15 protein-coding genes are annotated in these 18,674 nt (G+C 49.4%); 5 read left to right on the top strand and 10 right to left on the bottom strand.

From position 1 onward, the window contains the following. The 3 genes from KJS63_RS20430 to KJS63_RS20440 all read right to left on the bottom strand — a co-directional run bounded on the left by KJS63_RS20430 (nucleotide 1) and on the right by KJS63_RS20440 (nucleotide 2,023). The gene (locus tag KJS63_RS20430; RefSeq protein WP_213620814.1) at nucleotides 1–981 is read right to left on the bottom strand and encodes a LacI family DNA-binding transcriptional regulator; all 981 of its coding nucleotides are present in this window, start codon (nucleotides 979–981) and stop codon (nucleotides 1–3) included. A gap of 369 nt (nucleotides 982–1,350) precedes the next feature. Next, entirely contained in the window at nucleotides 1,351–1,632 is a 282-nt protein-coding gene (locus KJS63_RS20435) for a hypothetical protein (RefSeq protein ID WP_213620815.1), read from the bottom strand. Nucleotides 1,633–1,822: 190 nt separating this feature from the next. Continuing rightward, nucleotides 1,823–2,023 carry a DUF4177 domain-containing protein gene (locus tag KJS63_RS20440; protein WP_068622320.1) on the bottom strand — a complete coding sequence of 67 codons (201 nt, stop codon included), beginning with the start codon at nucleotides 2,021–2,023 and terminating at the stop codon, nucleotides 1,823–1,825. A 238-nt stretch (nucleotides 2,024–2,261) separates the two neighbouring features. Here KJS63_RS20440 and KJS63_RS20445 point away from each other — a divergent pair, with 238 nt between their 5' ends. Beyond that, the gene (locus KJS63_RS20445; RefSeq protein WP_213620816.1) at nucleotides 2,262–3,299 is read left to right on the top strand and encodes a glycine-rich domain-containing protein; all 1,038 of its coding nucleotides are present in this window, start codon (nucleotides 2,262–2,264) and stop codon (nucleotides 3,297–3,299) included. A gap of 105 nt (nucleotides 3,300–3,404) precedes the next feature. Beyond that, a complete protein-coding gene (locus tag KJS63_RS20450; protein ID WP_213620817.1) occupies nucleotides 3,405–3,983 on the top strand; it encodes a hypothetical protein in 579 nt (192 codons plus the stop codon). 131 nt (nucleotides 3,984–4,114) lie between these two features. Here the strand turns inward: KJS63_RS20450 and treR are convergent, their stop codons facing one another. From treR to KJS63_RS20475, 5 genes are all read right to left on the bottom strand, one after another. Then, nucleotides 4,115–4,831: a trehalose operon repressor gene (gene treR, locus KJS63_RS20455; RefSeq protein ID WP_213620818.1), complete on the bottom strand. Its 717-nt coding sequence runs from the start codon at nucleotides 4,829–4,831 to the stop codon at nucleotides 4,115–4,117. A gap of 103 nt (nucleotides 4,832–4,934) precedes the next feature. After that, a complete protein-coding gene (gene treP / locus KJS63_RS20460; protein WP_213620819.1) occupies nucleotides 4,935–6,908 on the bottom strand; it encodes a PTS system trehalose-specific EIIBC component in 1,974 nt (657 codons plus the stop codon). Between the two features lie 48 nt (nucleotides 6,909–6,956). Then, nucleotides 6,957–8,663 carry an alpha,alpha-phosphotrehalase gene (treC, locus tag KJS63_RS20465; protein ID WP_374706303.1) on the bottom strand — a complete coding sequence of 569 codons (1,707 nt, stop codon included), beginning with the start codon at nucleotides 8,661–8,663 and terminating at the stop codon, nucleotides 6,957–6,959. 484 nt (nucleotides 8,664–9,147) lie between these two features. Then, nucleotides 9,148–10,824 (bottom strand): M20/M25/M40 family metallo-hydrolase, encoded by a 1,677-nt coding sequence (locus KJS63_RS20470; protein ID WP_213620821.1) that lies wholly within the window; start codon nucleotides 10,822–10,824, stop codon nucleotides 9,148–9,150. Nucleotides 10,825–11,031: 207 nt separating this feature from the next. Further along, nucleotides 11,032–11,427: a response regulator gene (locus tag KJS63_RS20475; RefSeq protein ID WP_213620822.1), complete on the bottom strand. Its 396-nt coding sequence runs from the start codon at nucleotides 11,425–11,427 to the stop codon at nucleotides 11,032–11,034. A gap of 137 nt (nucleotides 11,428–11,564) precedes the next feature. On the opposite strand from KJS63_RS20475, the gene KJS63_RS20480 reads away from it, so the two are divergent. The 3 genes from KJS63_RS20480 to katA all read left to right on the top strand — a co-directional run bounded on the left by KJS63_RS20480 (nucleotide 11,565) and on the right by katA (nucleotide 14,712). Further along, the gene (locus KJS63_RS20480; RefSeq protein WP_213620823.1) at nucleotides 11,565–12,455 is read left to right on the top strand and encodes a helix-turn-helix domain-containing protein; all 891 of its coding nucleotides are present in this window, start codon (nucleotides 11,565–11,567) and stop codon (nucleotides 12,453–12,455) included. A gap of 33 nt (nucleotides 12,456–12,488) precedes the next feature. After that, the gene (gene ybaK, locus KJS63_RS20485) at nucleotides 12,489–12,983 is read left to right on the top strand and encodes a Cys-tRNA(Pro) deacylase (RefSeq protein WP_213620824.1); all 495 of its coding nucleotides are present in this window, start codon (nucleotides 12,489–12,491) and stop codon (nucleotides 12,981–12,983) included. Between the two features lie 274 nt (nucleotides 12,984–13,257). Further along, complete coding sequence (katA, locus tag KJS63_RS20490; RefSeq protein ID WP_213620825.1) at nucleotides 13,258–14,712, top strand: catalase KatA; 1,455 nt, start codon at nucleotides 13,258–13,260, stop codon at nucleotides 14,710–14,712. 165 nt (nucleotides 14,713–14,877) lie between these two features. Here the strand turns inward: katA and KJS63_RS20495 are convergent, their stop codons facing one another. Both KJS63_RS20495 and KJS63_RS20500 read right to left on the bottom strand, forming a co-directional pair. Then, nucleotides 14,878–16,110: an aminopeptidase gene (locus KJS63_RS20495; RefSeq protein ID WP_213620826.1), complete on the bottom strand. Its 1,233-nt coding sequence runs from the start codon at nucleotides 16,108–16,110 to the stop codon at nucleotides 14,878–14,880. Nucleotides 16,111–16,359: 249 nt separating this feature from the next. Next, nucleotides 16,360–18,420 carry a methyl-accepting chemotaxis protein gene (locus KJS63_RS20500; protein ID WP_213620827.1) on the bottom strand — a complete coding sequence of 687 codons (2,061 nt, stop codon included), beginning with the start codon at nucleotides 18,418–18,420 and terminating at the stop codon, nucleotides 16,360–16,362. Nucleotides 18,421–18,674: the final 254 nt, after the last annotated feature.

Here is an 18,674-nt window from a genome sequence, read left to right on the forward strand (position 1 = left end):
TTAATCCGCCTTTCTTGTCGTGCCCCGTTCAACAAAGCTGACGGGCAGTTGAATAATATGTTGATGAGCATGTCCATGCTCTACAAGTTCAATTAGCAGCTCGGCGGCTGCTCTTCCCATCTCGTAAGCCGGCTGGTGAATCGTGGATAACGAAGGATACACCAGATTGCTTACGGGGATATCGTCGAAGCCGATAATTTGCAGCTCCTCCGGCACCTTCCTCCCGTGCCTCAGCGCTTCATGAAGCACCGCAGCGGCGGCGATATCATTGCTGGCTATAACGCCGTCGGTCCGTGGATACTCCGCAAACAGCTCCTTGGCCTTCAAGCCGGCTTCTTCATATGAGAATGAAGCAGTCAGTTGAACCTGAAAGGCTGTCCCCGACTTCTCCAGAACCTCCACTGCGCCTTCGAACCGGTCCTGTGCGGGTCTAACATGCTTAGGACCTTGCTGAACCGTTATGTTCCGGCTCCCTCTGGAAATTATCTCCTGGGCAGCCATGCGTCCGCCTTCTCTGCCGTCCGCATACACGGAGGGTTTGTCTCCCGATGTACGGTCCAGGAACACAACAGGGAACTTCAGCTTGCTGTAAGTATCCGCAGTGTGATCGTTGGTGGAGGAAATCACTCCAACCACATTATTCTGCGTAAACGTCTGTATATAATCCTGCTCTTTATGTTCATCTTCATCACTATTTCCAAAAATCAACCGGTACCCGCTCTCCTGCATCCGGTCCTCTACCCCACGGGCAAGCTCCGGGAAGAAGGGGTTCGTAATATCAGGCAGCAGAAGCCCGATCAATTTCGATTTCCGTTTAAATAACGAACGCGCCACTTCATTGGGCGAGTAGTTTAATTGTTTAATGGCTTGCTCCACCTTCTGCCTGGTGCTCTCATGTACATAACCAGTCTCGTTAATGACTCTGGAGACAGTGGCAACCGAGACTCCCGCATGGGCAGCAACATCTTTAATTGTGCTCATTTCCTGTTCACCTCTAATGTGTGTAACCGGTTACTCATTCAAGATAACACATGCTTTTCATTTTGACAACAGATTTAATTAACCGCTTACAAGGTAATTTTAACCATAACCTATTTGAGCCTCTGGCGAATTCCCGGTCGAGTTTCTGTTATAGCCTGCCCGTTACCATTCGGAGCAAGCTTCTGATGATTCACGAGCACAAGAGCTTGGCCTCCCTTGGGAGCCAGGCTCGACACTCACAGCTGCAATCATACAGGTTTCTGCAAATCTGCTTATTTGAAAAAGGGACAAGCGCTGCACCACGCCCGTCATGAGCTGCAATCATACAGGTTCCTGCAATTCTGCTTATTGTGCCGACACACCGCACTCTCATTTGCTGCGCACAGCCTTCATAAATCTGGTTAAAGCCATATCCAGCAAAACCCCTGCCACGAGCCAGAAACTGATATGAATCACATACTCTAACGGCTTCACATAGCTAGTCGAGGCCGGATTCATATTCAGGTCGGTTATCCATCCGTTTAATCCTGGCAGAACAGGGCAGGTCAGAAATAACAGCAGGCTTTTGCTATCGTAACCTAGACTATGATGCACACAAATTGCGATAGAACCGATCAGGCACCAGGTTGTGATTCTCTTCAAAATGAACACGGCAAGGCTCCTTTAACCGATTGATTATCCCGATGTGACCACCAAGCCACTAACTGCTTAGCTCGGCACAACGTTCCGGAATTCTTACCTAAATCATAAAACTTAACGAACCTGATAAGGCTTAATAAACCAGCTCACAATCAATGATGTCCCATACGTCGTACAGCTCCAACCCTATTCCATAGCTCAGTTACACTTGTCTCCTTCTCTTAAAAACAACGATAATATCCCGCGAGGCTCCTTGTGACTGGCTCGTGTCAAAGCAGGATACCAGTTCCCAGCCCTCTTGGCCGTATGTATTCAGGGCATATTCAAATTCTTCCTCGTCGATTTTGCCGCCGAGAAAGCCGCCTGTTTTGAATTTGAGTGTTCTATATTCCCACTGTTCCAAAACAATCATTCCTTCCAATCTATCTGAATTTGGCAGATCCTTACATTGAATTATAGCGGATGCTGCTACTCTAAATCCAATCTGCTTCCAAGTAGAACAAGAAACCGTTTCATAGAGGCCGCCCTTCCAAATGCTGATCTTGCCTGCTCTGTTTCTTCTGCTCATACATATATATTTATAGGCATAATCTGTTATTTCTGGGATAATGGGAATATCTTCTGTTGGAGGGAGCATGCTAATGAGCCAAAATTCAATTATCGTTCTTATCTTATTAACTGCGATTTTGTTATTTCTCTTCGGATTTATTGTCAAGAACAGGGATAACCGGAAGTTCTCACCCCTCTCCAGAAAGCTCCGCAAGGCCCCGCCCGCCCCACCTGTTGCTGAGCCGGAGAGCCCTGCCTATGATTTGTTCTTGACGCTGAATGAAGCCATTCCCGAATCCTGGGCCTCGTCTCTTAAGGACAGGGTTCTGAAGGAATATCCTAATATGACGGAACACGAGTATGAATGGCGATGGATGGAACTCCGCCGCTTCTTCATGATGTGCTCCGTACTCAAGCAGGTTCCCATGTTCAGCAATGCGGTGGATGAGGTATGGCACGAGATGCTGATGTATACCTATGAGTACCAGCAGTTCTCGACCCGCTTTCTCGGTCAAATGCTGCATCATATGCCAAACGGTGAACCTTCAAAACCCATGCCAGCGGAACGGGCCTGGTTCGATCTTATCTATGTGGAGCTGTTTGGCTGGAATCCTCACAGCGCATTAATCTGGGGACCTTTCTTCCGAAATCCCCTGCCAAAGGATGAACTGGAACACTACAGGGACCCGGCCTCCAGTTTAACTTCGGACAGCCGGTTCAACACTTGGGCTTATGAGCATTCAGAGGCTGCACGCAAAGCGATTGATGCCGTGTTGGATGGCCTCCGCTTCCGTGTTGGAATGGCTGGGGATAAGCTCGCGGCGGACCACCGCATGGACTTCCAGAATACCGATCTGCTGCTGGCCTCGGCGGTATTCTTCTCCATGAACGATCCGGATAATTTCGTGGATCATATGGTCCCGCAGGAAGATCCTCACCGCAAAGATAGCTCCGGGTGTTCCTCTGCTTCTGCCTGCGGCTCAGGCGGAGATGATTCGAACAACTCCGGCTGCTCCGGAAGCAACTGCAGCAGCGGGTCATCCTGCAGCAGCAGCAATTGCAGTTCAAACAGCAGCTGTGGCGGAAGCTCCTCATGTGGAGGAGGATGCGGGGGCGGCGGTGGGGACTAAATCCCAAGCAATTAGAGTCAGCTGGATCTAACAAAAACAAACCGTCTGGTCGATAATAACATAGGTACATATTCCTATTATCCATCAGAAGGAGAGCGACACATCATGAGAAAACTCGCATTATTAGTACTTGTCTTCGCTATGCTGGTGCCTGCAAGCATTACAGGGGCGGCTTCCACCAAGTACACCGCCAAGGTCTATCCCGCGGTTCAGCTGGCAATGAATCCGAAGAAGCTGCCAGTCAAGCTTCCGAACGGTCTGACCATTGAGAAGGAGCCGGGCGACAGCCTGTTCCCTGTGATCAAGTACGCTGGCAAGAAGGTCTGGACAGGGAAGAATGATTTTGAAGGAAGCGGAGATATTCAGTTTACACTGACCTCAGGTGGGGATACTTTCCTGTACACCATTTACTATATCGGAGCCAGCGGTGGATTGGGTGTTGATCTGGTCGGTGTGCATGCAAATGGCAAAGTGTTTGTGAAGAAAAAGTTCGGTGGGATTGATGTCACCGCTAAATTTCTAAAGGCCGATTCTTTTGAGGTCGCAGCAGAAAAGCTGAATCCAAAGTGGAACCCAGCCAAAGATTCCAATGCCGAACGGCACAGCGGTATCTATGACGTTACGGTATACCAGCTGACTTCCAAAGGGATTGTGAAACAGAAATCCTATGTCCGCAAAAAATAACGCCGAAAAGAACCGTCTCGAAAGCAAGTAATCTTACAGCCAAGTGCACGGCTTCGTTCAAAAAAATAAACAAGGCGCCAGTCCAAGGGATTATCCATGGGCTGGCGCCTTGCTATATGTCTACACACAAACTAGTGAATACGCCGGGCAAAATCGACAAACTGAAACTTGTCCAACCGATGCCTGGACTCCGTGTATTGAAACAGGGTGGTGTCCTCGAGATAAACGAAATTCCGCACAACCACCACATGGGACATCCCCTTTAAATCAAGCAGGCGGATATCCTCTTCCGTAGCTTCCTCCACGGAGATTTTCTTCTTCGCATAGCTGATCACCAGGTTCAGCGTGTGTTCCAGATAATCATAAATCGAACCGGACGCAATCTCCTTGGTTAGTGATTGAACCGCTTCAGGCAGGAAATAATCCTTGTCGAGAATGACCTTCTCCCCTTCGATTTCCCGAACCCGGATCACTTCCCATACGGGCTCATTCACGCGGATTTGAAGAAAACCGGCGATTTCCTCCGGGGCCTGAATGATGCTGGTCTTGTCTACAATCGTCCGGGAGGGCCTGCCAATTCGCTCTGACATTTCTTTAAAGCTGATCAAACCGGTTATCGGAAAATCCATCCTGCCGATATCAAGCACAAACGACCCTTTTCCCATCATTTTGTGAATATAGCCGTTCTGGGAGAGCAGGTTAAGCGCTTTGCGTACCGTTTCCCTCGTTGTCGTGTATTTCTCGGCAAGCTCGCTCTCTGATGGAAGTTTCGTTCCGGCAGACAGCAAACCTCTTTGAATCTGCTGCGCGTAATCATTGTAAATATTCAAGTATATATTTTTGTTCAACTTAGATCACCTTCTACAGTCTACCATAATGCGTATGGACAGAAGAAGCGCAGTCTTATCAAGACTGCGCTTCTTAAGGCAAGACCACAATAACCGTCTGACATCAAGAGGAAAGCTGAACTTTGAGGATAACATCACGGTTGCCGTTAACCGGACCGTCTGAATGTTCCTCTACCCTGCCAACCACATCCTGCCCGTCAGGAATTATGACCGGAGTGATCAGCGGGAGACCTGCCTCCAGTATCTCCTTTTTGTCAAATTCAATTAACAGCTGTCCGGCCTTCACCTCATCCCCAGCCTCGACATGCACTGTAAACCCTTTGCCTTTCAGCGAGACCGTATCAATGCCTATATGAATTAGAATTTGAACCCCGCTCTGGTGCTCCAAAATAACAGCATGCTTGCTCTTGATCACATGAACCACTTTCCCGTCAAAAGGTGCCACTACCCGGCCCTCAGTCGGCTCGATAGCAATCCCCTGGCCCATCTGCTTCTCGGCAAACGCAGGATCTGGCACCTGCTCCAGCGCGATCGCCTTACCGGTGAGCGGAGAGCGGATTTCCAGAACCCCAGCGGATGCGGGCTTGGTTCCCGCTGCAGAAGATGCCTTATTTCCTGTGCTGTGAGCAGATCCGGCTTGATTTTCCTCTACAGAAGCCTCTGAATTGCGCCGGCTTACGACCTTGCCGTACAGAACCGTTAGCAAGAAAGGAACAACCAGAACGATCCCCATGCCCGCAAAGAATACAAGCCATTGATTAGGGAAGATGGATAAGAATCCCGGAATTCCCCCTACCCCGATAGAAGAAGCCAGCACATGATTCAAGGTGAGCAGAACTCCCCCTATGGCTGAACCGATCATCCCGAAGATGAACGGGTATCTATAACGGATGTTAACCCCGAAGATCGCCGGCTCAGTGACACCCAGAAAGGCGGATACAGACGAGGTTACCGCAAGACCCTTGGCTTTTTGCTCCCGAAGAACGAACAGCATGGCAAGGGCTGCCGCACCCTGGGCAATATTAGACAGGGCCAGCATCGGCCACAGGAATGTACCGCCCTGGCTGCCGATCAGCTGTACGTCCACCGCGAGGAAGGTATGATGCATCCCGGTAACCACGAGCAGCGCGTACAGACCGCCGTACAGCAGACCCCCTAAGAACGGGAATGAATGGAAGATATAGACGAGACCCGAAGTAATGGCATTGGCGATCCCGAAGGTAACTGGGCCGATTACGGTGAACGCCAGGAACCCTGTTAGGAGCAGCGCAACGGGCGCCACAACCAGCAGTTTGATGGAATCGGCAACTCTTTTATTCAAGAAGCGCTCAATCTTGGCCAGCACATAGGAGGATACCAGTACAGGAAGCACTTGGCCCTGATATCCAATCTTCTCAATATGCCACCCGAACAGATTCCACATCGGGATAGCTCCCTTCGCAGAAGCCTCGGCATACCCGTAGGCATTCAGCAAATCCGGATGGACCAGGATAAGTCCGAGCACAATCCCAAGCAGTGGGCTTCCGCCGAACCGGACTACGGCCGACCAGCCGATTAGTGCGGGCAGAAATGCAAACGCTGTGCTTGCGATTAGATTGATAATCGATGCGAAGTCAGCCCACGCCGGGTAGACCTGCACAAGGGACTGCCCTTTATAGAAAATATCCGGACCGATCAGAATATTATTGATCCCGAGCAGGAGACCTGCAGTTATAATTGCAGGAAGTATTGGGATGAAAATATCCGCCAGCGTTTTGATAGCCTGCTGAATCGGATTGATCTTCTTCCCGGCCGCTTTCTTCACTTCTTCCTTGGAAGCGCGCTCGCCTCCCGTGATTTGAAGCATTTCATCATAGACCTTATCCACCAGCCCTGGTCCTATGACAACCTGGAACTGGCCTTGAGTGGAGAAATGCCCTTTAACCAAATCATTGCGTTCCAACGCTTGTTCATCCACGATGGAATCATCTATCAGTACAAACCGAAGCCGGGTCACGCAGTGTGTCGCAGCTTCGATATTTTCTTTTCCGCCAACAGCCCGAACGATTTGTTCAACGCTTTGTCTGTTGATCGCCATCCCACTCAGCTCCCTTGCTCTTCATAATTAAGGGGCAATCCCCCTCATTTATCCTCTTATTACCCACATATAGGAAGCGTATGGGGTTAGAGGGGTTTCCGCCTGAAGTTCAGGCGCTGCCCCGGTATTGCCGATAAGCACCTCTGCCTTTTTCCCTGCCACATACTTGTCGTGGAAGCTCATAGGCAGCTTGAATACCGTCTCCTGGCAGCTGAAGTTGGACAGTACGACTAGCTGTTCCCCTTCACTGATTCTAGCGTATGCAAAAACCTGCGGATGCTCCTCATCGAGCCGCCGGAATCTCCCCTCCGTCAACACCTGCAGCTCCTTGCGAAGTGCAATGAGCTTCTTGTAGTGGTGATAAACGGAGTTAGGATCTTGGAGCTGCTGCTTCACATTTATTAGCGGATAGCGCTCATCCACTTTGATCCAGGGCGTGCCGCTCGTGAATCCGGCATGGGGGCTGTCATCCCACTGCATCGGGGTTCTGGAATTGTCTCTGGAGCGCTCGCGGATAATATCCAAGGCTTCTTCCGCTGTTTTGCCCTTCTCCTGGAGTATGCGGTACATATTCCTCGATTCAATATCCCGGAACTCCTCAATGCTGTTCCACTTCGGATTTGGCATCCCAATCTCCTCACCCTGAAAAATGTAAGGGGTGCCTTGGAGTCCATGCAAAGTAGTTGCAAGCAGCTTGGCACTCTCCACCCGGTATTCCCCGTCATCCAGAAACCTCGACAAAGCCCGCGGCTGATCATGGTTGTTGAAGAACAGGGCGTTCCAGCCTCCTCCCTCCTGCATGCCTGTCTGCCAGTTGGAGAGCAAGCTCTTGAGCTGCTGGAAGTCATATGGCATGAGCTCCCACTTCTGGCCGTTCGGATAATCCACCTTCAAGTGATGGAAATTGAAGGTCATGGAGAATTCCTTTTCCGCCGGGTTGGAATACCGCAGGCAATGCTCCATCGTGGTGGAGGACATTTCGCCAACGGTCACCAAATTGTATGGACCGAATACACGATCGTACATTTCCTTTATATACTCATGAACCTTTGGTCCATCAGTGTAGAACCTCCGTCCATCTCCAGGAGGCACACTGCCGTCATCATCCGGGAAGCTCTGATCTTTCGAGATCAGATTGATAACGTCCATTCGGAAGCCGCTGACCCCTTTCTCCGCCCAGAAGGTCATCAGCTTCATTACTTCTTCCCTTACCTTCGGGTTCTCCCAGTTCAAATCGGCCTGCGTCTTATCGTATAAAGTCAGGAAATACTGGCCCGTTGCTTCATCATACTGCCAGGCCGGGCCGCCGAACTTGGACTGCCAGTTATTCGGGAGCCCTCCATCCGGTCCCGGATTCCTCCAAATGTAATAATCCCGGTAAGGGTTATCTTTGGATTGTCTGGATATTTTAAACCAAGGATGCTCCGTCGAAGAGTGGTTCACAACGATATCCAGCATCAAGTGCATGTCCCTGCGCTTAATCTGGGCAGCCAGCTCATCGAAGTCTTCCATCGTCCCATACTCCGGATTAATTGCGCAGTAATCAGCCACATCGTAACCGTTATCATTTTGCGGGGAGACGTAGACAGGCTGAAGCCATACAATATCAATCCCGAGATCCTTCAAATAGTCAAGTTTGTTAATAAGTCCACGGATATCTCCCTCACCACTGCCCGTCGTATCATTGAAGCTCTTGGGGTAGACTTGATACACTGTGGACTTTCGCCACCAATCATGAGTTTTGCTATTCTTCAAGGATAAACTCCTCCTTCTAACTTTCATTCCTAAACAACGATATAAATCCTTAACTGCAGCGCTTACATCATTAACCTGTATATACAAGTTAAGCACTTCGTTAATGATAGACCTGTATATACAAGTTGTCAATTATAAAATTAACCAATCCCCTCCCTGTTAAAACCGAAACGGGATCGTACAGTAAGACGGCCCCTAATTTGGTTTAGGAGTTCGGCTCGTGATCGAAAGGCCTTGAGAACGAACGCCCGCTCCCAACGCTTCCTAATTTTAGATTTCTTGAATTATTTTCAGGGAATGAAATCCAAAACCAGCACCAAAAAAGCCGTTCCTTGGGCAAATGGAACGTGCCTGGCAACCATGCCAAAGGAGGGATTCGGCATGTAGTAGACGAAAATAGCAAAGCGCCAGCCCAGAGGTAACACCCTCGGACTGGCGCTGTGCTTAATTTTGCAATAAGCCGTCTACTCTGAGAAAGAACGTTTTATTGTAATGGAATATCGGCTCTTCCAGTTTTCATTACAGATGGCCTATGCTCATACTCAATCAAGGCCGGATATAACAGAGTTGCTGTGAAAGCTCCCAGCGCGCAAATAGCCGGGGCCGCCTCTAAGGTTATTAACGTAGAAGTTAAATACAGGATAGGGCTAAACAACAGTATCCCCGGTACCGCTGCAAGGGTATTTATCCACCAAGGGCTCTTCTTATGCCGCTTAAAACTGGCGAGGAGACCGAGCGTGCTGAACAACAGCGGCCAAATCAGAAGATAACTTCCTCCGGGAAGATAAAGTGCGGTGACGATGGATGCTATTACCCATAGGAGCAGTGTGCCTGCCCACATATTCAGGCTGTTTATGTACTTGGAGATAAGGCGGGCTGCAGCCGCAACAATAACAAATGTCAGGATTAGCAGTGCAAATAAGGAGTAGTCACTGATCTTAGAATCCAAAAGTATGGATGCCCATTGCTGGTCACTGACGATGAAGCGAACCATTTTCCACACCAGGGTAATGCCCCCATACACAATCAACAGGGTTCCCGCAGAGAGCAAAAAGGCCGTTCCGGTCCTTTTCACATTGAGCGCTTTAGACCGCAGACCCAACCAGATCATAATAGCGTACAAGAGCACGCCAATCGCAGCGAGCCAGATCGCCCAAGACTGCGGATAACTGGTCATAACCGAAGCGAACACGTTGAAGAATACCCGATTCTCCTGAGGAGGTGTAGTCAAATCCAATTGGCCGAAATGTCGTGTTAAGGCAAGCATATATTCACCCTGATGCTGAAGGCTTCCCGGGTCCAGGTTCTCCGGGGTATCAGAAGCAGCATGATAGGCATCATGACCTCCACCAAAAGCGAAGTTCAATCCTTGCAGGCCCCCTCTGCGGAGAACTGTCATATCGGTGTCGTTCGGCATCATTTTATATAAATTGTAAATGAGTGAATAGGCTTGTGGGGTTGGAGCCGCTTTAATAAACTCCTGGACCAGCCATCCGTTGCCGTCGCTTGTCTCGAACATAAGCGAAGGGCCTTGGTTACCTCTCGCCTCAAAGTTAAGCGCAAGCCCCGCATCCTTTGCCCAGGGATGTTCCTTCATGAACGCCTTTGCGCCCAGCAGACCCATCTCTTCCCCATCTGTCATCAACACAATGACATCATTCTTCAGACTTCCGGATACCTTTATAGCCCGTATAGTCTCAAGAATGGCCGCTATCCCTGATCCGTCATCACCTGCTCCAGGACCTGTAGGGACCGAATCGTAATGAGCTGTAAGCATAAGTGCTTTACTATTATCCGTTCCAGGGATGCGGGCAAGAATATTCTCAATTTCAGCTTCAGTTTCGGTCTTATCCGGATACCGCTTGTACTTAACCGTTGCCTTTTGAACCTCCGGCTGTAACCCAAGCTGTCTCAACTCAGAGAGCAGATAATCCCGGACTTCCTTTTGCGCTGCTGACCCCAAAGGGTGTGGCTGCTTCGCAATCACAGCGAGCTTCTCAGCCGCACGGGCTGATGAGAACTGGTCTGCCGCCGCATCTTTTCCTAAGGGCTCAGGCGCCCGGATCGGCAGTAAACCAACAAAGCCAACAGCTATCACGATGACCAGAATTACCAGAGATTTCAACCACCAAGCGATTTTGAACTGCTTGTTACCCTGCACATTCTCAACCCCTTACATATATTTCTTTGTCCTTCCCTCTTAATTTTACAAAACAAAGCATAATAAATCCAATTTGTACCAAACAATACAAATCAATCCTTATCACGGAACCGTGAAATCACCAAAAAGGCCGTCCGGGGGACGGCCTCCAATCCACTTAGTTTGTTTTATTAGGTCAACATTAAATCTTCTTGTACAATTCAAATGTTACCTAATCCCACAGGTGAGCAGGCTTCCCGTCTTGTCGATTTCCCGGACGACCCGTTTTACCGAGGCCATCAGCTCCCTAATATCAGCCGTCTTCAGGATGTAGTCGCTGATACCGAAACGCATGGCTTTTTGGACATCGAAAAAGTCTGCCTGTGCCGTATATATAATAATTCGAATCGATGGATGCTGCTTCCTGACCCAGGATAACAGCTCAAAACCTCCTTCAAAAGGCCTCTTGATATCCAGCAGCAGGATATGAATCGCGTGCCTCTGCAGCAATTGCTGTGCCTCCTGTACATGAAATGCCGTATGTATCTGCCCAATCTTCTCCGTGCTCCAATCCATATCCATTAAAGCATTGGAATGACCATCCGCGATCATCATATTGTACATTGTCATTCACCTTTTCTCTATAGGTTCAACCGTTCCATGAACCTGTTTGATTTGCTAATATTATAATTAAATATGCCAGTAACATAAATATCCGATCTAGTTCAAAACCTCTACTATTTGGCTGAAAGGTGATCACTATGGATGTAAGGCTGCATGCCTGCGCTTATTCTCTACATACCAAGTCTTATAAAAACAATCTGAACAGCCCTCCGTTCTACCTGTTCCGGCTGCAGGTGCTGGGCCGGTGCCGGGCCTGGGTGGACGGGGCCATGCGCGAGATTGAGCCTGGTGATCTGCTCTTGTATCGACCAGGAGATATGTACAAGCTGCATGTAGAGGAGTACAAGGGAGTTACGGAGAGCGGAGATTATTATTTGCTCTGTGAAGGGAAATGGGTGGACGAATGGTGGAACCGGATGCCCCGCAAGGCTTATCAGCACGTTCACCTGGACGATGGAATCGTCTCCTTGTGGCAGCAGCTGTCCATTGAACAGCATCGGCTGGAGGGAAGCCGAACTGAACTGATCCAGCACCTGCTGTGTGCGCTGTGTCTGATCTTTGACCGGGCTTCCGATCAGAGCTGCTCCAAGCCGGGTTCACCTTTGCGCACCAATTGGGTGGTGGGCAGCATGAAGCGTTACATCGAAGAGAACGCACTAGAGACGTTTCGCATTGAGGATGTTGCTAAGATGGCCGGGCTGAGCGTGTCAAGAGCAGTACATCTATTCAAAGAGGTGCTTGGTTATACGATGATCCAGTATGCCCAAGAGATCCGGCTGTCCAATGCGTTGGAACGGATAAGATACACCGACTGGAGTCTCGAGCATATTTCGCAAAGCTGCGGTTTCGGCACGTACTCCTATTTTCACAAATTATTTAAGCAGAAATATGGGGTATCTCCTAAACTTGTCCGCCAGCAGCCGGTTAACGCCGAGTTCTGGGACAATCTTAAAGCCCGCGGGAACTACGAGCACCCGGTGTCAGGGGTTACATCCGACGCGCGTAAGTATTTCAATTCAACCAATTAATCATGGATTTCTAAGATAGAGGAGTTGTTCAATTTGCAAATATCAAAAACCAATGCCATGCGTATTCTGAACCGTAACCGCATCAGCTACACGCTTCATACTTATGATAATGAAGACGGCCAGATTCACGGCACAGCCGTGGCTGAGAAGATTGGCCTTAATCCGGAGACTGTATTTAAGACTTTGGTGGCCCGGTCCGGGAACGAGCTGTTTGTTTATGTCATTCCAGTAGCGGAAGAGTTGGACCTGAAGAAAGCAGCCAAGGCAGCAGGACAGAAGAAAATTGAAATGCTTCCGGTAAAAGAGCTTTTACCTTCTACCGGGTATGTGCGGGGAGGCTGCTCACCCGTTGGGATGAAGAAGAATTATCCCACCTTTATAGATATATCCGCGGCTTCCCAGAATACAGTTGCCGTCAGCGCGGGAAAAGTCGGAATGCAGATGGAAGTACAGCCTGCTGAGCTGGCAAGCTGTACAGGTGCTGTATTCGCAAGCTTAGTCAAAGCCCCGGCTGAATATGAGGCTTAGTCCTGGAACAGAAACCGGGAATCGTCTAGGTATTGGAGCACCAAGCCTGGCGATTCCCGGATTACTCTCGTGCAGATCCCCACTTACATGAACCATCGTTTAACCCACACTCCCCTCTCACAATAAACCCCATGCCCTGTCCCCCACATTGTTCATCAAAAACTCATGCAAACCTCATGATGAAGCCAAAAAGCCCATGCTATAATAAACACATGATTTAGATTAAGTCTAAAAACAATTTTAATTATATTGTAATGGAAGGATTGATTACTGAATGACTACACCGAAACATTTGACTACGAGCACCGGCGCACCTGTCGGCGATAATCAAAACTCCATGACAGCGGGCAGCCGCGGTCCCACTCTAATCCAAGACTATCACTTGATCGAGAAGCTAGCCCACTTCAACCGGGAGAGAGTTCCCGAACGGGTCGTTCATGCCAAGGGGGCCGGAGCACATGGGTACTTCGAAGTGACCCAAGATGTATCAAGCTACACCAAAGCGGCGTTTCTGTCCGAAGTTGGCAAAAGAACTCCTTTGTTCATCCGCTTCTCCACGGTGGCCGGTGAACTGGGTTCTGCGGACACCGTTCGTGATCCGCGCGGCTTTGCTGTGAAATTTTACACGGAGGAAGGCAATTATGACCTGGTAGGGAACAATACACCGGTCTTCTTCATTCGCGATGCCATCAAATTTCCGGATTTCATCCATACCCAGAAACGCCACCCGCAGACCCATCTGAAGAATCCGAATGCCGTGTGGGATTTCTGGTCCTTATCCCCGGAATCTCTTCATCAGGTGACAATTCTTATGTCGGACCGGGGAATCCCAGCCACGTTACGGCATATGCACGGATTCGGAAGCCATACGTTCAAATGGGTAAATGCGGAGGGCCAGGCCGTATGGGTCAAATATCATTTTAAGACTGAGCAGGGTGTGAAGAACATGGACGTGCAGCTAGCCGCCAAGCTGGCCGGTGAACACCCGGATTACCATACAGAGGATTTGTTCAATGCAATAGAAAACGGTGATTTCCCAGCATGGAAGCTTTATGTGCAGATTATGCCGTTTGAAGATGCCGACACTTACCGTTTTGACCCGTTTGACGTGACAAAAGTTTGGTCCCAAAAGGACTATCCACTGATTGAAGTAGGCCGCATGGTTCTTGACAGGAACCCGGATAATTATTTTGCAGAAGTGGAGCAGGTTACCCTCTCTCCAGGAAACTTCGTACCGGGTATCGAAGCATCACCTGACAAGATGCTCCAAGGACGCATCTTCGCTTACGCGGATGCCCACCGCTACCGTGTGGGAGCGAACCACAATACGCTTCCAATCAATCGTCCGGTTGCGGAAGTAAATAATAATCAACGCGATGGCGCTATGAGAGCTGACGGAAATGGCGGATCATCCGTGTACTATGAACCGAACAGCTACGGCGGCGCTGTCGAGTCGCCGGTTCACAAGCCAGCTCCATTCGCCGTATCCGGTCTGGCTGACAGTGTTCCATACGACAATAACGACCACTACACCCAAGCCGGTGATCTGTACCGCCTTCTGAGCGAGGAAGAACGTGAGCGGCTTGTAGCCAATATTGTTGCGGCAATGACCCCTGTAGATAAGGATGAAATTAAAATCCGCCAAATTGGTCATTTCTACAAGGCCGATCCGGAGTATGGCACCCGTGTGGCTGAGGGGCTCGGATTACCAGTTCCTCAAGGCGTGTAAGTCGATCATATATAGCAAAAGAGGCACCCCAATTAATTTGAGGTGTCTCTTTTTTAATTGCTGTTTCTCATGAACATTGTTGCCAATTTTACCGAAACAAAACCACTGCAGTATTTGTGGTTCTGTTAGCCCTGTTCCAGACTTTCCCTAGACAAGATCAGGTTATTAAGCCCAATTTCCTTGACGAAACACGGGTTCAATCGTGCCGTCCGGGAGTTCGCCGTCAATCTCCAGCTCAGGGCAGCCAATCATGAAGTCAACATGCGTTAGGCTGACATTTGCTCCTCGAGCTAACAGTTCCTCTTTACTCAGCTTCGTTCCGCCTTTGATATTGACCGGGTATGAGCTGCCAAGGGCAAAATGGCACGAAGCATTCTCATCAATGCCTGTGTTATAGAAGATTCGGCCCATTCTTGAGATCGGCGAATCCTGCGGAACCAGAGCCATCTCGCCTAAATAAGAAGCGCCTTCGTCAGTCTCCAACAGAGAGGCCAGGTCTTCAAGCCCGGTTTGTGCCTCATAAGCAACGACTTTACCATCCTTAAAAGTAAGTTTAATACCTTCAATCAACCGGCCGTTCAAGTTGAGTGGAAGTGTACTGCTGACCACGCCATTCACGCCGGTCCGCAAAGGCATGGTATATATTTCTTCGGTCGGCATATTGGCCACGAAATAGATCCCATCTTCATTCTCGTCTCCCCCGCCAAGCCACAGGTGCTCCTCCGGCATCTCTACTCTGAGATCCGTTCCGGGCGCTCTGTAATGAAGAGACTTATAGCGCTTGCGATTCATTCGCTCTTGGCTTTCCTTCAGCTGCGCGATATGGGCTTGCCATGCCGCGACCGGATCATCCTGATCCACCCGGTTCATCAGGAACACCGCTTCCCACATCGCCTGAATTCGCTGATCTTCCGGCAGATCCGCGAACACCTTGTCCGCCCATGCCTGGGTAGGAGCTTTAATCAGCGACCAAGTCACCTTATTACTCCGGACATAAGAAGAATACTTCTCCCGGGCCACTGCTGCAGCTCTTACCGCGGTGGATACTTTGGAGGAATCAATTCCCCGGAACAACTCTGGATCAGGCACTTTAATATGCAGGACCGCACCCCCACCTTCGGCGAGCTGCTCCATCATATCAGCCTGCCATTTCGGATAATAGGCAAAAGATGAGTCCGGCGCCTTCTCGTAGCGGATTCGGGTCACCTGCTCATCATCCCATTCAACCTGGACATATTTAGCTCCCGCTTCATAAGCGCTGGCGACAACCAGACGTGTGAACTCCGCAGTCTCGATCGGAGCCTGGATGATAAGCACTTGATCAGGCTGGATATTAACACCTACCTTTATAACAAGCTCCGCATATTTCTTTAATAACAACTGAAAATCCTTGTCCACTTTCTACCATCCTCTCTAACTGCTGTGGTCCTATAGTATCATGATTTACAGTTCTTCCACCAGAGAACCAGGAAACCAGGGGACGAGGGAACAGCCCACAGGCTTGCTCCAAATCATGGCCTAAGATGCCCAGATTATTGCCCTGCCTAAAAGAGCGCTCTGGTTCAGTATCCGGAACCAGACCCTGGAAACTACCTTAACAATGAAAAAGAGAGCAGCCGCTGATTGGCTGCTCTCTCTTGCTATCTGTTAAATTTTGAATTTGCTTACCGTCTCTTGAAGCTCCTCCGCCATCTTGCTTAACATCGCCGCAGATGCGCTGATTTCCTGCATGGAGGCCAGCTGCTCTTCCGTTGTTGCCGCCACCTGCTCAATGCTGGCAGCCGTCTCCTCTGAGATATCGGCAACTTCTCCGATAGAGCCAAGCATTTTATCCGAATTCGCCGCCATAGCCTGAGAAGCCACGGATACCTGCTCAATCTGCTGGGCAACTCCGGCAATGGATTCGAGAATATGCTCGAAGGAACCGCCTGCCGTATCAGCCATGTCAATTCCCTGTTTCACCTCACGGATCACCTGCTCCATACTTGCCGCAGTCGTCCCAGAATCACGCTGGATTCCCGCGATCAATTCGGCAATTTGAGCCGCCGAGCTGCTGGATTGCTCCGCGAGCTTCTTGATTTCGGAAGCTACTACGGCGAAGCCCTTACCCTGCTCCCCAGCCCGCGCCGCTTCAATGGAAGCATTCAGCGCAAGCAGATTGGTCTGTGAAGCAATTGTAGTAATCACCTGGGTGAAGGCCTCGATGTCTTTAGAGCGTTCTCCGAGCGCGGTCACATCTTGAGCAAGATTGCTGACGGTTCCTCCAATAGCTTTCATCTGGTTCATAACGGATTGAATCGCTTGATTACCGTCTTTGGCCGTCTGCTCGGTATGTCCGGCAGATTCTGCCGCTTCGTGCGTGCTTTTCGAGATCGATTGAACCTGGCCGCCTATTCCATTCAAATCCTTGACGGTTGTATTGATTTCCTTCACCTGTTGGGCTGAACCACTGGAAACTTCCTGAACTGCGAGAGCCACCTGCTTCCCTGCCTCCGCAATTTGTTCTGAGCTGGCGGACAGCTGCTCCGAGGAAGCCGCAAGCTGCATCGCGTTATCATTTACTTTGTGCAGAACGGTACGAAGGGAAGCCGCCATCTGATTGAAGTTTTTTCCAAGCAATCCGATTTCATCATGCCGTACCACTTCGATGGTCTCGGACAGATCACCTTCACTGATCCGCAATGAGGCTCTGTTGATTCTTCGCAGCGGCCGGAGAATGGCTACAATAATCACGGTTACAATAGCCGCTCCGACAAGCAGGGAAATGGCAAGGACAATAAAAGTGGACCTCAAGATTGGTGCAGCCTGGTCCGCCACTTCTGATTCATACATGGTTCCGGCGATTTTCCACCCGGAAGTTTGGTTAGTCGTAAATACCATTTTATTAAGGGTACCGTCGCTCTCATAATTGAAATTCCCGCTGTTGTCTTTGTAAAGATTTGTTAACATCGGACTTTCCTTGGCCGTAGACCCCGTTTTGTTTGCCGGATGATAGACAAACTTCTTATCTTTATCGATCAGGAACACAAATCCCTTTTGACCAATCTGAACGCTCTTTGTAATTTCAGCGAGTCGTTTGATCGTTACAGACATACCCACGACGCCTTTGCCATCCTTGCTCACCTTGGCAATTGTAACAACCTGATTTCCGGTTACCTTTGACTCATAAGGAGAAGTCACAACAATACTGCCCTTGCTCGCAAGCGCCTCTTTATACCAGCCCCGCTCCCTCGGATCGTAATCCGCTGCCATTTTGGTCACAGCGTTTGAGTCGAGGTACAGTCCATCACTCGTCCCAATAAAAACATTTTCTGTATCCGACTCTGCTGCCTTATACATAAGAAGATTACGCTTCACGCTTTCGCTGCTCCCAATGTTGGTGCCATTGTCAGACTTAACGCTGCTCAGGTCGGCAAGCTGGGACAACACTTCGATTTCTTTCTTTTTGGAGTTAAAGAAATCATTCAGCAAGGAATCCAGCAGTTTCACATTCCCATTGGCCGCAGCCGTCATCTGCTCGTTCACATTCTCCTTAGCTGTCTGATACGACACGTATGACAGGAGTATGGTCGGGGCAACCAGAATAATGGCAAATGCCCCAATCAGCTTGTTCTTTATGGAAAAGAACACCGTTTTTTCTCCTGCCTTGTCCCCGGATTGTTCACTCCCCCTTGCTGATTTAGTCCCTATTTGTTTTATCTTTTTCATTCGACTCTCGACTCTCCCCCATTCGAAATTTCTCCACTCTCCTTTCATCGACATTTTTCGTCATTTATTTTAGTACCTAAACTTAATCTTTAATAAAAAAGTATCTGTATCCGGTTACATACAAATCTCAGTTGCAAAATATAAACGTGCCAGGTTGGGCAACCCCTCTCCCGGCACGTTTATTTTTTGTAAACCGTTAATTTTTCTTATACATTACGCTGTTCGTCACAATCCAACCAGATGGTTTACTTATG

The sequence above is a fragment of the Paenibacillus sp. J22TS3 genome, assembly GCF_018403205.1.
Lineage (GTDB): Bacteria > Bacillota > Bacilli > Paenibacillales > Paenibacillaceae > Fontibacillus > Fontibacillus tuaregi.

What these genes read in the sequence shown, in the direction of transcription:
- KJS63_RS20430 (WP_213620814.1), bottom strand. Translation starts at nt 981, where the DNA reads ATGAGCACAATTAAAGATGTTGCTGCCCATGCGGGAGTCTCGGTTGCC.
- KJS63_RS20445 (WP_213620816.1), top strand. Translation starts at nt 2,262, where the DNA reads ATGAGCCAAAATTCAATTATCGTTCTTATCTTATTAACTGCGATTTTG.
- KJS63_RS20450 (WP_213620817.1), top strand. Translation starts at nt 3,405, where the DNA reads ATGAGAAAACTCGCATTATTAGTACTTGTCTTCGCTATGCTGGTGCCT.
- treP (WP_213620819.1), bottom strand. Translation starts at nt 6,908, where the DNA reads ATGGCGATCAACAGACAAAGCGTTGAACAAATCGTTCGGGCTGTTGGC.
- KJS63_RS20475 (WP_213620822.1), bottom strand. Translation starts at nt 11,427, where the DNA reads ATGTACAATATGATGATCGCGGATGGTCATTCCAATGCTTTAATGGAT.
- KJS63_RS20480 (WP_213620823.1), top strand. Translation starts at nt 11,565, where the DNA reads ATGGATGTAAGGCTGCATGCCTGCGCTTATTCTCTACATACCAAGTCT.
- katA (WP_213620825.1), top strand. Translation starts at nt 13,258, where the DNA reads ATGACTACACCGAAACATTTGACTACGAGCACCGGCGCACCTGTCGGC.
- KJS63_RS20500 (WP_213620827.1), bottom strand. Translation starts at nt 18,420, where the DNA reads ATGAAAAAGATAAAACAAATAGGGACTAAATCAGCAAGGGGGAGTGAA.